Origin of the sequence: Staphylococcus sp. HMSC071G07, assembly GCF_001811435.1 — a bacterium.
GTDB classification, from domain to species: domain Bacteria; phylum Bacillota; class Bacilli; order Staphylococcales; family Staphylococcaceae; genus Staphylococcus; species Staphylococcus pettenkoferi.
Map to the genome: position 1 here is coordinate 137509 of NZ_KV804784.1, position 15074 is coordinate 152582.

Annotated in this window: 12 protein-coding genes; 11 read left to right on the plus strand and 1 reads right to left on the minus strand. The window is 37.7% G+C overall.

Annotated features, from left to right (window positions below; genetic code table 11):
• Positions 1-11: 11 nt before the first annotated feature.
• The 10 genes from HMPREF2802_RS09990 (at position 12) to HMPREF2802_RS10040 (ending at position 10724) form a co-directional block, all read left to right on the plus strand.
• Complete coding sequence (locus HMPREF2802_RS09990; protein ID WP_070504181.1) at positions 12-1130, plus strand: alanine dehydrogenase; 1119 nt, start codon at positions 12-14, stop codon at positions 1128-1130.
• 46 nt (positions 1131-1176) lie between these two features.
• Positions 1177-2217, plus strand: a complete 1041-nt coding sequence (gene tdcB / locus HMPREF2802_RS09995; protein WP_070504183.1) for a bifunctional threonine ammonia-lyase/L-serine ammonia-lyase TdcB — start codon at positions 1177-1179, stop codon at positions 2215-2217.
• A gap of 32 nt (positions 2218-2249) precedes the next feature.
• Complete coding sequence (locus HMPREF2802_RS10000) at positions 2250-3572, plus strand: APC family permease (RefSeq protein WP_002471674.1); 1323 nt, start codon at positions 2250-2252, stop codon at positions 3570-3572.
• 271 nt (positions 3573-3843) lie between these two features.
• Complete coding sequence (locus tag HMPREF2802_RS10005) at positions 3844-4914, plus strand: NAD(P)-dependent alcohol dehydrogenase (protein ID WP_070504186.1); 1071 nt, start codon at positions 3844-3846, stop codon at positions 4912-4914.
• 244 nt (positions 4915-5158) lie between these two features.
• A complete protein-coding gene (locus HMPREF2802_RS10010; RefSeq protein WP_002471673.1) occupies positions 5159-6025 on the plus strand; it encodes an ABC transporter ATP-binding protein in 867 nt (288 codons plus the stop codon).
• A 13-nt stretch (positions 6026-6038) separates the two neighbouring features.
• Positions 6039-7160 carry a hypothetical protein gene (locus HMPREF2802_RS10015; RefSeq protein WP_070504189.1) on the plus strand — a complete coding sequence of 374 codons (1122 nt, stop codon included), beginning with the start codon at positions 6039-6041 and terminating at the stop codon, positions 7158-7160.
• A gap of 668 nt (positions 7161-7828) precedes the next feature.
• Entirely contained in the window at positions 7829-8494 is a 666-nt protein-coding gene (locus tag HMPREF2802_RS10025; RefSeq protein WP_002470918.1) for a response regulator transcription factor, read from the plus strand.
• Positions 8482-9573: a sensor histidine kinase gene (locus tag HMPREF2802_RS10030; protein WP_070504195.1), complete on the plus strand. Its 1092-nt coding sequence runs from the start codon at positions 8482-8484 to the stop codon at positions 9571-9573. Before HMPREF2802_RS10025 ends, HMPREF2802_RS10030 begins: the two co-directional genes overlap by 13 nt.
• 1 nt (position 9574) lies before the next feature.
• Complete coding sequence (locus tag HMPREF2802_RS10035) at positions 9575-10246, plus strand: hypothetical protein (protein ID WP_070504198.1); 672 nt, start codon at positions 9575-9577, stop codon at positions 10244-10246.
• 154 nt (positions 10247-10400) lie between these two features.
• Positions 10401-10724 carry a DMT family transporter gene (locus tag HMPREF2802_RS10040; RefSeq protein ID WP_002470909.1) on the plus strand — a complete coding sequence of 108 codons (324 nt, stop codon included), beginning with the start codon at positions 10401-10403 and terminating at the stop codon, positions 10722-10724.
• A 10-nt stretch (positions 10725-10734) separates the two neighbouring features.
• On the opposite strand, the gene HMPREF2802_RS10045 is transcribed toward HMPREF2802_RS10040, so the two are convergent.
• Positions 10735-11553 carry a helix-turn-helix transcriptional regulator gene (locus tag HMPREF2802_RS10045; RefSeq protein WP_070504201.1) on the minus strand — a complete coding sequence of 273 codons (819 nt, stop codon included), beginning with the start codon at positions 11551-11553 and terminating at the stop codon, positions 10735-10737.
• 361 nt (positions 11554-11914) lie between these two features.
• Between HMPREF2802_RS10045 and HMPREF2802_RS10050 the strand changes: the two genes are divergently transcribed.
• Positions 11915-15074: GA-like domain-containing protein (locus HMPREF2802_RS10050; RefSeq protein WP_141746397.1), on the plus strand; the 3160-nt coding region annotated here is incomplete at its 3' end.

A 15074-nucleotide genomic window follows, 5' to 3' on the forward strand; every position in this document is an offset into this window, starting at 1 on the left:
GTTGTTTTGAAATGAAGATTGGAATCATTAAAGAATTAAAACCTGGTGAAGGACGTGTCGCATGTACGCCTGAGAATGCCCAGAAACTGATTGAAGCGGGCAACGAAGTACTCGTGGAACAAGATGCAGGTGTCGGTTCTGGTTTCACAAATGAAGAGTACGAATCAGCGGGTGCACGTATTGTTTCTCACGAAGAGGGCTGGCAGTCTGACCTCATAGTTAAAGTTAAAGAACCGGATAAGAAAGAGTTCAAATACTTTAAAAAAGGACAAATTATTTGGGGCTTCCAACACTTAGCTTCGTCTAAAAAAACGGTGGAAGCGATGCAAGAAGCGGGTGTCACAGCAATTGGCGGCGAAACGATTGAAATTGATGGTGGTGCGCCACTTTTAGCACCAATGAGTGCCATTGCAGGTCGTCGTTCAATGTTAATGGGTGCGTACTATCTAGAAGCGCAACATCAAGGTGAAGGTATCCTAATCTCAGGGATTGACGTCATTTCTGGTATTCCATCTGGAAAAGTCGTTATCTTCGGTGGTGGCTCTGCGGCAGTCAATGCCGCAACGATTGGCTTAGGTCTTCAAGCAGAAATCACGATTATCGAACTGAAAGATGAACGTATCAAGTGGCTTGAAGAACATTTTAAAGGGCAAAATGTACGTGTAGTGAAATCGAATGAAGAAAATCTAGCGAAAGAAATTAAAGAAGCAGACGTCTTTATCTCCACAATTCTAATTCCAGGTTCGAAACCGCCGAAACTCGTGACGCGAGACATGGTGAAATCAATGAAAGAAGGAGCTGTGCTCGTGGACATTGCGATCGACCAAGGTGGTACTGTTGAAGGTATTCGACCAACAACGATTAGCGACCCTGTGTATGTAGAAGATGGTGTCGTACACTATGCCGTGCCAAACCAACCAGGCGCTGTGCCACGTACATCTACTATGGCGTTGGCAGCAGGAAACTTGGAATATCTCCACGCCATCAGCACGAAAGGACTCGACCAAGCGATTAAAGAATGTGATGCTTTAGCGACAGGAGTCAACGTTTATAAAGGCCACGTGACCAATAAAGGTTTAGCCGACTCTCTTGATATGAAATATGAAGAACTTAGTACGTTGTTATCTTAACTTGTGACTCAGCATAACGAATATATAGAGAAAGAAGATGCGAATTATGTCTACAAACAGTATCGTATTACAAACCGAATCATTCTGTGATATACATGATATTAAAGAAGCGAAATCTTATATCCGACCTTACGTCCGTCATACACCTTTGATTCAGTCCATGTTTTTAAGTAATAATGTCACAGGCGGTAACGTATTCTTGAAATTAGAGAACATGCAGTTTACAGGTTCGTTTAAATTTCGAGGCGCATTAAATAAGATTCTGCACTTATCTGATGAGCAGAAAGAGAAAGGGATTATCACAGCGTCAGCAGGCAACCACGCCCAAGGGCTTGCATTGACCGGTAAACTCCTCGACATTAAGACGACGGTCATCATGCCAAACGAAGCACCTATCGCGAAACAAGAAGCGACACGAGGCTACGGTGCTGAAGTGATTCTCGAAGGCGACACCTTTAATGATTCCCGACTTTACATGGAACAAATGGCGAAAGAGACAGGCAAGACAATCGTCCATCCATACGACGATAGTGAAGTTATGGCTGGCCAAGGTACAATTGGCTTGGAAATTCTCGATTCTATTTGGAACGTCGATACAGTTGTGCTCCCTGTTGGAGGCGGCGGTTTGATTTCTGGCGTAGCGACGGCTTTGAAATCCTTTAACCCGAACATACACATCATTGGCGTTCAGTCTGAGAACGTGCATGGCATGGCGACTTCCATCGAAACAGGCAAGATTACTTCTCAATTCACGGATCATACGATTGCGGATGGTACTGAAGTGGCGATTCCAGGCGACAAGACGTTTGAAGTCGTCGATAAACTCGTCGACGAATTTATTCTCGTCTCTGAAGAAGAGATTTCAAGCGCGATGCGTCACCTCATGCAACGTACGAAGATAGTTACTGAAGGTGCAGGTGCGTTACCAACTGCTGCTTTGATTAGTGGTAAGATTGACCCTTGTTATTTAAAAGACAAGAACATTGTTGCACTCGTGTCTGGTGGGAATGTTGACCTCACACGTGTATCTGATATCATCGACCATTTATTGAAACCTGCGGATACGAGCGAGGGCGTGGTCGGATAAGTTGAAACATTGAAGAACAGGGAGGATTCACAATGAGTAACGATAAAGGGTTGAACAAGAACATCGGTTTCTTCGCAGCGCTCTCACTCGTTATGGGTTCCGTTATTGGAGCCGGCGTCTTCTTTAAAGTATCGAGCGTGACCGAAGTAACAGGATCGACAAGCATGGCGATATTCGTGTGGTTTATTGGAGGCATAATGACAATCTGTGCTGGTCTCACTGGGGCAGAACTTGCGGCAGCTATACCTGAGACAGGTGGTTTAACGAAATATATTAAGTATACGTACGGTGATTTCTGGGGCTTCCTTTCCGGTTGGGCTCAAGCCTTTATATACTTCCCAGCTAACATCGCGGCCTTAGCCATCGTCTTTGGAACGCAAGTCGTCAATTTATTACATCTGAATGCGATTTACTTACTTCCGATTGCAGTGGTAAGTGCGCTCTCAATTCTATTCATCAACTGTTTAGGTTCAAAAGCAGGCGGTTATCTTCAAACGATTACACTTGTCATCAAGTTGATACCAATCGCGTTAATTGTCATCTTTGGTTTGTTTGCGAAGAATGATGTTCAATTCTCCCTGTTTCCTATTACGAACGGCACACATTCAGGATGGTTTACAGCATTAGGAAGCGGCTTGCTTGCGACGATGTTCGCTTATGACGGTTGGATTCACGTCGGCAATATCGCAGGTGAAATGAAGAATCCGAAGAAACACTTGCCAGGTGCCATCGCCCTAGGTATCGGTTTAATCATGATTGTTTACTTGCTCATTAATGCGACGTTCCTGATGACACTACCGATTGACCAAATTGTAGGCAACCTCAATGCGGCGAGCGATGCCTCTTCTATCTTATTCGGCACATACGGCGGTAAGATTGTTACGATTGGTATTCTTATTTCAGTTTACGGCACAATGAACGGCTATATTATGACAGGAATGCGTATTCCATATGCCATGGCAGAACACAATCAGTTGCCATTCCGTAAGTTCTTCTTGAGTCTGACACCAAGCAAAGCACCTTGGACAAGCGGGCTCGTGCAAGTCATTATCGCGATAGTGATGATGGCCATCGGTGCCTTCGATACGATTACGAACATGTTGATCTTTGTGATCTGGGCTTTCTACTGTATGGCTTTTCTCGCAGTCTTTATACTTCGACGTCGAGAGCCTGACTTGCCACGTCCGTACAAAGTTCCTTTATATCCAGTCATCCCTCTCATCGCTTTAGTGGCAGGCGTGTTCGTGCTGATTAACACCTTATTTACTCAACCGATCCTCGTGTTAGTCGGCGTAGTGATTACCTTGTTAGGTATACCAATTTATCTGGTTAAAATGAAACGTGTGAATCACTGAGACAGACGATAACCTCTGAGTTAGCGCAAGCTAATTTGGAGGTTTTTTAGGTGGGAAAAGGGGGGCAAACGTGGCTTGGCGACATACATTTTTTTAAATTTAACTCAACTTGGGTCTAGGCATTTTACCAATCACCGGAAAGTGACGATTATTTAAAATTATAGCCATTATGTAGCGAACAATTCGTTGCAAATGCTAAAATAAAGAAAACGCTTTCATTTTACATATAGAAAGAAAATGAAGTGGAGAGATTGATGAGGGAGGAGTTAACATGACAAATCAACTACCTGAGAAGATGAACATCGCGTTATTGAATGAACCGTATGATATCGAAATCAAGGAGGTCGACGTGCCTGAAATTGGACCAGAGGATGTCCTCGTAAAAGTGATGGCAGTCGGCGTATGTGGCTCAGACGTGCACTACTACGCACACGGTAGCGTGGGTGAATTCGTCGTCAAAGAACCGTTAATCTTAGGTCACGAATGTTCAGGAAAGGTCGTTGCAGTGGGCTCTGAAGTGACAGACTTTCAAGAAGGTGACCGTGTAGCGATCGAACCCGGCGTACCATGTGGTCGATGTGAGCACTGTCGTGAAGGTAAATACAACTTGTGTCCTCACGTCGTCTTCCTAGCGACGCCACCTGTTGATGGTGCATTCTGCCAGTATTTAAGCCACCCGGCAGACTTCCTTTATCACATACCAGATGAGTTAACTTACGAGCAAGCGACGTTAAACGAACCGTTCTCAGTCGGTATCCAAGCTTGTAAAAGGGCGCAAGTGAAAGCAAGCTCTACCGTAGTAATTATGGGCATGGGGCCAGTTGGGTTAATGACCGTGTTAGCGGCTAAATCCTTTGGTGCCACACGCATTATCGTGTCAGATCTAGAAGAGAAACGTCTAGAAGAAGCGAAAGAACTCGGCGCGACGCATACGATTAATATTAAAAATGACGATGTGCTCGCACGTATTGAGGACATCACAGGAGGCAAGGGCGTTGATTACGCGATTGAAACAGCAGGTAATCCAACAGCATTGAAAAATTCAGTTAGCGCGTTGAAAAATGGGGGCACACTTGCGATTGTTGGTCTAACACAACAAGACGAAGTTGGTTTCAATGCACCATGGATTGCAAATCACGAATTGAATATCGTGGGCGTCTTCAGATACGAGAATACGTATGAAATGGGCATCGACTTACTTTCGAATACGACAAGCGATCTCGATACGATGTTCACAGACTTCTATGACTTAGAAGATACGAAAGAAGCAATGGAACGTACGCGTACGAATAAGAGTGGTTCCATTAAAGTCATGGTATATCCAAATGGCAAACCACAATAGTGACGGTAGTTGAAGAGATTTAATAATTGAATAGTTGAAATGGTTGAAGTGACTGAAGTCCCAGTATGGCACGATTTGAGTGGTAGCAAAGTAAATTGCTGCTCAAGTTGTGCGTGTGCTGGGGCTTTTTGAGTGGGGTTGACGTTTAGTAATGATGAAATTCATATGAATAAAAATAATTTTTCTTTTCTTGATAATTAATTGATTTCTTTTTGGTAGCTTGAGAGATGAGGAGGTCATGAGATTGAATACGATTGCAATTTCTCATTTAGAAAAGGTTTTTAATAGGAAAAAGAAAGCTTTAAATAACATCAATCTACATATTCACAATGGCATGTTTGGTATTTTAGGACGAAATGGTTCAGGTAAATCAACGCTTATGAACATTCTCTCTACATTAACTCCCGCTACTAAGGGGGAAATTACTATAAATAATATGTCGATAAAAGAGACTAAAAAAATTAGAAGAATCATAGGTTACTTACCTCAAGATTTTGATTTTTATCCTAATATGAAGGTCGAAGAAGCACTTTACTACCTAGGAATATTATCGAATATATCAAAAAATCAGCTAAAAAGTAGGATTACCGAAGTGCTCGAGAAAGTCAATTTAATTAGTTATAGACGGCAAAAGATCAAAAGATTGTCAGGTGGAATGAAGAAAAGGCTTGGAGTAGCGCAGGCAATCATGCACGATCCTTCTATAATTATTGTGGATGAACCGACAGCAGGTCTAGATCCAGAGGAAAGAGTTCGTTTGCGAAATTTATTATCGCATTTAGCTAAAGATAAGATTGTAATTATATCCACTCATATTGTGAGCGATATTGCCTCTACATGTGAACAGATTGCGATTTTAGAACAAGGTTCACTTGCTTATACAGGAAGTATTTATACATTAATGCAGGATAGTAATCATAAAGTATTTGAACTTACGATTAAGCCTTCTCAGCTCGATGAATTGAAAAAACAAAGTCTCGTTATTACAAAAGTGCACGAAGTTGAATCACATTTACAAATAAGGTTTGTGTCAGATGAATTATTTGAAGCGGCAAATGAAGTAAATCCAGATTTAGAAGACGCCTATATGTACTTTTTAAAAAATATTTAAGGAGTTAGTAATTATGGGTTTATTATTGAAAGAAATCAAGAAATTATTCTTTAGTAAGTTATTCATTGTTTATAGTGCGCTCGTTATCATATTCGGAATTCTTAACTGCCAACAAGTATTGAACAAAAATTTACATTCTAACATTTATCAGCCTCAGAATATGACGATTTATACTAATGATAGTCGGACCATCATGGATAACGTCACAACTCAGTTAGAAGAAGAAGTTAAAAATAATAACTTTAAAACTTATCAATTCGGTTTTCTAAAAGAAAAGCGATTATCAAAAGAAAAAGTCGAAACGGTTAAGCATTTACTTTCAAAAATGAAGAACACTAATGACTTCCAAATTTTTAAAACATATTCCGATAAGGTGGCTCATGAGATTGGATGGGGATCGTACTATTCGGCGAGGGACCTACATATGTTGGGTGAGAAAAGCATGAGCCAAAGTGATTTTAATAAGGAACGAGCAGTCATTCAATCTCAAGATTTATATTATGGCGCTTATAGTAGATATTTATCTGATGTTATGGGAGTCATTCTCGGAATATTACCCTTTTTCTTAAGTGCATATCTATCCCTCATAGATCATAAAACTAATACTTATAGAGTAATTTATTCAAGAAATACAAGCTCATTTAAATTAATGTCACTGAGACTTTTAGCGATTATTCTTTTATCACTGTTGCCTGCAGTTATTTTCTCTATTTACTTTAACTTCATCATCAGCATGATTCATGGCTTCTTTATGAGAGGGCTACTTACGTTCTATAAAATTTTTATTATGTGGTTACTACCTATTGTATTAGTGACGAGTGTACTCGGAATGTTAATTACTAGTTTATTTAATTCGTATCTTGGAATTATCATACAGTTTATTTTATGGTTCATTAATTTAAATATAGGAGCTACGCATATTGAAGGTAATTATGGTTATTTACTTATTCCACGCCATAATTCTCTATTTAATGCCTCTTACTTTTACGATAATTTATTGAACATCTATGCTAATAGAATTTCCTATTTTGTTGTTGGGATGGTGCTACTAGCATTAACGACACTTATTTTCAGTTTAAAAAGAAAGGGAGTCATTTCTGGTGTTAGCTTTTTTAAAAATAGAAGTAAAGTCTAATTTATTAAAAATATATTTAGCATGCTTTCTTTTAGTGATATTTGGCTTTGTTGTGTTAGGAATATCAAACTTAACACACGCTAAAGTCATTCAATTTGAAGAGCTTATTTTTAATATTGTCGGTCTGATAGCGTTCAACTCTTTAGTAAATATTGATAATAATACGGTGTATATCTCAGTTATCGATTCAAAGGAGTATGATTATAAGTTTGTTTTTATTAATAGAATACTCTTCACGATAGTTTACACTTTACTACTCATCCTAAGCAGTTTGCTTATTTTTATATTCGGCCATTCAGAAGTGAATTTTATGCAAGATTTCTTTGTAAGCCTTACTCGTTCAATGTTCCTTGGCAGTATTTGTATGTTCGTTAGTCAAGTTACACAGAGTGCTATTAACGGTTTTATGGTAGGGATGAGTTACTTTTTAGTATGCTTAGGATTTAGAAACTTAGGAATACTATATCTTTTCTCAGAAACATTCAACTATCCGTCATATATTAAGGTAATTCAATTTATTATAGCTATATGCTTACTTAGCTTCGTTATTATATTAAAAAATAGGAATAACTGATTTTGAACTTTTAGTAAAATATTCATTTAATAAAGATAAATAAACTAAAGTAAAGTTATAATATATAATGAGAATGGATAAGCGAGGTGATAAAATGTCTAATATCATGATTGTGGATGATGAAGAAGATATTATTTCCTTTATAAGCGAAAGTTTAAAGCTGGAAGGGTTTACTACTATCACTGCTTACAATGGACGAGAGGCGATAGAAAAGTTAGATGAATCAATTCATTTAATCATTTTAGATATAAGAATGCCTTATTCTGATGGTTTTGAAGTAGCTAAGATTTTACAAGATAGTGGTATACCCATTATTTTTCTAACTGCTAAAGACAATTTAGATACACGGTTAAAGTGTTTTTCTCTAGGTGCGATGGATTATGTGGCTAAGCCGTTTTATATGCAAGAGTTAACAGCACGAATAAAGAATGCTCTAGGTAAAAGTGAAAGAAATGCTATGAGAGATAATATCAAAAAGTGTAAGGACTTAGTTATCAATTATGATAATTTAGCTGTTTTGGTAAAAGGTGTTGAAATAGAGATGACTAAAAGGGAATTCGAAATTATAAAGTTACTTTCTCTGAATTCGAACTTTTACTTCAGCAAAGATCAAATTTATGATGCAATAAACTTTAATAAAGAAGGTAGTACTCAAGTTGTCGCCGAACATATTCGAAAGATTAGAAAGAAATTGAGTGACTATAGTCAATACGAATATATAGAGACAAAATGGGGAGTGGGCTATAAATGGCTAGAGTAGAAAGCATAAAAACGAAAATGAGAAAGCTTAATATTTCAATTATAGTCATCAGTTTGATAGTAGTGTTCATATTGCAAATATTGCTCAATAGATTAGAATTCTCAAGTTTAGGGAGATATTTATATCCGAATTTTTGGCAACAGCCTCATTACCTTTTTACGTGTTTAAGTATAGGTATTAATTTACTTACTCCTCTTATTATCATATATTTCTTAACTCGTTTTTTCTATAAAAAGTACCTATCTAAAAACATCGATTATCTTAATAATGTAATTCAAAATTTAAAGGACAACGATCGATTTTATAGTGATAAAACTGATATAAAGGAATTTAATGATGTTATTAATGAAGTTGAAGAAATTAACGTATATTTAAAAGAAAGAATCAAAAAACAATTAACGATTCAAAACAACTTTAAGAAGAAATTGGACATATTCGAACATGATTTAAAGACACCTTTAACAGTGGTACAAGGTCATATTGAATTACTGAAGAAGATAAACAATTCTGAGCTAAGTCAACAAGAAATCAAAGAAAAAATAGATAGAGAAACGCAGATTGTGATGGAATCACTAGATAGAGTTAATAATCAATTGCGAATACATATTAATAATATTAATTTGCTCCCAGAAGATACCTCTGAAATTTCGTTAGATAAAGTATTATCTACTATTAGAAATAGTTATAGCACGAATTATATTCTTGGCGGCAAAGAACTAGAATACAAAATTGACTATAGCGCACTAAATGAAGAGGTATACATCAATAACCAAATCCTCTATCATGTTATCGATAATATAATAAATAATGCACTTAAATACGCCGAAACGTTAATTATAATTGAGGTTTATATAGAGAATTACATGTTGCATTTTGCAGTAGAGAATGACGGGAAATGTTTCTCTGAGGATGAATTGCTTTCAGCTAAAGAATGGGGTGTTAAGGATGCTCACTCGAATGGTTCGGGAATAGGATTATATTTTGCAAACGAAGTCATTAAGCAGTATGGTAGTGAAATTAAGATAGAAAATGTGAATCATAGAGCACGCGTGTCGTTTAAGATGGAAGTAAAGATATAATATGCATTATCTTTTTCTTGAAAGTTTATTTAGAGAAAGGAGAATTATTATCTCAAACACATCGTTTTTATTGCAAAACTTCTTAAAACATATAAGACAGCTTAAAGATTTAATATCTGAATTACATGAAGAAGCATTTGAGAAATTACAAAATAGTAAAGGTAATCAGAAGTATTACAACATTACTCTTTTACTGATAAAAACGCTACTCTTTAGATTAATTAAAAACAAAACATTTTGGAAGAAAGAAACTGATAATGGTTTAGTTGAAATGAATGATCGAGAAATTATTGAGACATTGTTATTGTGGAGAGATGAGATTGATATAGACAATTTAGATATATCTCAACGTATGGAAGAGATGTATTTAAATGTGGGAGACAACATAATAGAAATAGCAAGCTTAATTAATCGAGTTGTTAGAGGTAATGAAGATGAAATGGAATTTGAAAAATTTCAAAGTTTTAATAATGATGTTGAACTCGTTATATATAAATTAGTTAAAAGACACCTCTGGTTATTAACTCAATTACTTAACGAGCCATATTGTTCCACTAGTTTTAATAAACAAATTGATGAAGCTATATTAGATACTTATCGAAGTAAGCCAACTTGTGAACTATTGAATAGAGCTGTTGAGTATATAACAGAACAGAAAAGAAAGAGTAAATAATCTTCTTTCCACTCCTCAGGTAAGCCTCCGGGTTGTCTGAGGTAAGCATGACCTCTGCATAACAAACCTTGTTTCTAGTACAATGTGGAAAGATAAATGATCTGGCATCTCTTTTCGAAAGGAAAGGGGTGCTTTTCTAATGGAGGTATAGTCTATGGCATATTTATATCTTTTAGCTGCAATCGTCATGGAAATCTTAGCAACCAGTCTATTGAAACTCTCGTCTGGTTTTACGAAATTATGGCCGACGATGGGCACGATCGTTACATTTTTATTCTGTATTTATTTACTAGGATTAACGATGCGCGATTTACCACTTAACGTAGCTTACGCGAGCTGGTGCGGGCTTGGTTTGGTACTTACTACTTTAGTTTCTATCTTATTTTTCAAAGAACAAGTGAATCTCGTAAGCGTCATTTCGCTAATCTTAATCATCGTAGGTGTAGTAATGTTGAATCTGTTTGGCTCAAATTCTTAACTTACACCCATTATTCTTCTAATTTCTTCACTTTCTCTAAAAGAGTTGCTGAAACGACAGGTGTTGAAGTTTGTTCTTCGTGATGTGCTTGAAGAAATGCTTCAGGCGTAGTCCCGATAATCTCAGTAAAGGCCTTTAAGAAACTGGAATAACTCGGAAAGTGATAGGCTTTCCAAATATCAGTAATCTTATAGCCTTGAAAGAGATCTCTACATATATGTTGAATTTTAATCTTTTTAATATACTTAATCAGCGTGATATCCATGCTTTCGGAGAATTTTCGAGACAGATAACTTTGATTTACATAGAAATCTTGCGCAATTTGTTTCAATGATAGTTGCGATTTGTAGTGACTATTAATGTAATCAATCACCTGCTGAACAGTTTCAGGCAGCTTCTTCTGCGTCGCATGGGTATACACATCTAGCTCTGTATTATGAATCCAGTTAATGAGTCGAATTAACTGGATTTCTGCTTCAAATGACTCATGACTAACGATATTTTTAACCAAAGTAATAAACGCATCTTTAATACAACCTTTAGCTTCTTCGAGTTGAGTATTTTGCAAATCGCTATTGATAAAAGTAAAGCGATTGTAGGTGTAAGCATTAACGACGAGCACGGCCACACTCGCATGATGCAGCTCAAAGTAGAGCGTACTTTGTGAGTTGGTAATAATAATTTCTCCCGCACGATAAGTCTCACTTTCCTGGTCCGATTGTAATAACACGGTCCCTTCAACCACTAAATATATATAAATACTATCGAGTGAACTCGTGAATTCTTGTTGACTAAATGATTGCGTGTGATGCGAAAGTGTATAACTCAAATTAAAATCCCCTTAGATAGTACTTTTTTGAATAAAACAATCCCTTAAAGAGACACAGAAATTTATTAATTTCAAAGAATTTGTTTAATACCTAGTATTTTAACAAGTTTCGGAATTAAATTCTCGTGTGAGCTAATATCATTCGAACTTAAGTGAAGATAAATTAACTCTTACTAATGAATCATAGGTAATCCAAATGAAAATAGTTGGGCTAGTATAATAATAGTCAATTAAAAGGTGTGACTTTATTTACTGATTTACTATAAAAATTTTACCTCTTTGGTTGCGCGCGTCTTAAAAGTGAACAATTTGGATATACTGAATTAGTGTATCGATTAATAAAGTGGAGGTATTATATCAGATGAAAGACAAAAGAAGATTAGACTTCATACCCAATCGATTAAATAAATATTCTATACGTAAATTTTCAGTAGGAATCGCCTCTATACTTGTAGGTGCAACCCTCTTTTTCGGATTAAACAATGAAGCGAAAGCCGACGAAGTTAATGTGACAAGTGAACATGGTAATAATAACGGTGAGAATGCCTCAACCACGAGTGAAGATGAGACAGATCACGCACAAACTCAAGAAACAGCTCATAGTGATGCATCAACTCCAGAAGCATCGCAAGAGACTCAAGATCAGACAACTTCTCGCGATGATAATGCGGGTAGTACAGCGTCAACAGAACAAACTCAATCAGCTGACAGTCAAGCAACTTCAGATAAAAGTGACTTAGAATCAGAAGATGCACAGAACGAAGCGTCAAACTCATCTTCTGAAGATAAAGCATCCGAGGGGCAACAAGACAACTCAGCACATAGTCAAGAAGATGATAATGTAGCTCACGAAGATGCGGCGCAACAAAGTGAGAATGATAGCGCCTCTGAAACATCTCAGCAAGATGAAGCCGACGACAACGCTGCAAAAGACGTAGACGATAAATCACAAGCGGATAAAGGGTCTACGGATGGTGACAAAGACAAAGCACATGAAGACAAGACATCTTCAAATGACGCTGAGAACCAAGCGCAAGACAACAAGTCATCTACAAGCAAAGGTGAACATGCAGAATCAGACAATAAAGATACTGATGCATCAAAAAGTAATGAAACTGCAAAATCTGACAAAACAACTGAACACGCTAAAGACCAAGTAACATCAGATGAACAAGATAAAGATACTGCGTCATCAAATCATTCCACAGAAACTGATAAATCTGTAAGGAAGGACGTCTTAAATCAGAAGTCAGATAAAGCATCAAATAGTTCAAAAACTGTATCCGATGCTCGCGAAGAAGAAGCGAAAGTAAGTGCAGCTTCAGATGAACTAGACACGTTAGCTGAAGAGGCTGAAACACCAGAAGAGCTCTATGAAAAGATTAAGGATCTCTCTTCTGATATGGATAAATCTAAAGCTTTAGCAACACTTCAAAGCCGTGCATCAAGTTCTCCAATATTCCGTCAAGCGTATGCAACGACGGCATCTAACGAGAAGTATAATGGTAAAATTATCGACTTTGATGACCCATTAGTGAAAAAAGTTGACCAACCGAACACTGCCTTAGCACCTTCAGATATTAACTTTTCACCCCGTTTTAAAGAAGGAAAAAGTAAATCATACGCCTTTGTTATCGATAAAGACGGTAAGGTGTCTAAAAAGCAATTAGCGACTAAAAACAACGATGACATTCGTGCGTATAAAGGTAACTATATTCGAATCAACAACGATAATCCTGAAGCCTATGTCTACTTCAGTGACATCGGAGTGGCAAATGGTAAGACGGTCGATGCACTCGCCCATGTAACAATGAATCCTTCTGAGAACGGCGATCGTAACAATACGCGTTATTTCATGACGTCAGGTACAGATGTGCTATCACTTTTATCAGACAGTGGTGGCGGTGCGCACGTCGACTTATCATTCTATCAACATGCGGATCAGTCGAAATACGATGATTATTACAATCAAGCTGATACGAAGACATTGACGAAGAATCAATTATTTGATGATTTAGCGTCAATGAATCACAAGAAGACGAAAGTCAGCGGTCTATTCAATGTGTACGACTTGGATGATTATGACAAGAACAAAGCAAAGGATGTACGTAAATCCATTACTTTTAACCGGAATGAAATCGACAACTTATACATCAGTAACGAGAAAGGTAAGGAAGCGACCTCCCTCCTCGAGCTTGATGGCGACGATGTAACGATTACTTCAGGTCCGGGTGCGGCATCTGGCACGTATGAGAATAACAAACGTGTGACAGTGTCTTACTTAGATAAAAGTGACATTTCCTATACGATGACTGGCCGTGGTTCAAGTGGTCCAGCCTTTGACGTTAAAGGGCTATTGTTGAAACAAATTCCACCGTATAATACGGATCAACGCGCTTCTGCTAGTAAAGGAGATGCTCAGCTCGATATCACGCAAGAAATCCCAGCACGTGATGTGGATAAGAAAGCGACTTTACCAGGCAATTTAAGCATTGGTGTCGAAGTGCCTGAGGGAATTCGTCTCGCTTTAGAAGAGAATTCAGATGGTCTGTTTACATCAGATAGTTCTCAAAGTAGTACAAATAAACTATCTATCGTCCCAGGTATGAATGGTAAAAAGGATTTAAGCCTTTTAGAAAAACAAAAATATTATGATACGATCCAGAACTTAACACTCACGTTGACACATGGCTTAACTTTATCAGATGTGGAAAATAATACAGATAAATGGACGAAACTCAAAGATTATTACGATAAAGATAGTGAAACGTTGAAAGTGCCAGTAAAATGGTCATTTAATAATGGTGACAAATCATGGGATAACTTGGAAACAGATGTTGCGCATGCGAATTTGAAATTGCCAGATGATGTGAAAGCCTTAATCAATCAAATCAATGATGCAGAGGAAGCTGTTGAAGCAGCGAAACGTGCAGACCAAGATGCGAAAGATCAGTTACAAGATGCGAATTCTGATCAGCTCATCACACCAGGTGAACATGACAAGTTGATTGAAGCTCGTGATAATGCTCGCGACAAGAAAGCTGAAGCGCAACGTAAAGTGGATGCGTTACCACAGGCTCAGAAGAGAGATTTACCTGATCAGCTTGCACGTCTTACAGGCATTGATGTGCCAGACGTGAACGACGCCAACGAGAACGGTGTGGACGATAAGATTGATGCTCAACGTGAAGAGGCAGAACATGCGGTTGAAGCGGCTAAAAATGCAGACCAGGCTGCCCAAGATAAGTTGAAAGAAGCGAATGTGGATGGACTTATTACGCCAGATGAGCATAAGGCTTTAGAGAAAGCGGCTCAAGATGCGGCGGATGCTAAGCAAAATGCGCAGGACAAGGTGGATGTGTTGCCAGATGATCAGAAAGGTGACATGCCGGGTGAATTAGATAAATTGAATGGCATTGATGTGCCAGATGTGAACGATTCTGATTCAAATGGCATTAGTGACGATATTGATCAGCAACGTGAGGAAGCAAAATCAGCGGTCGATGCAGCTAAAAGTGCAG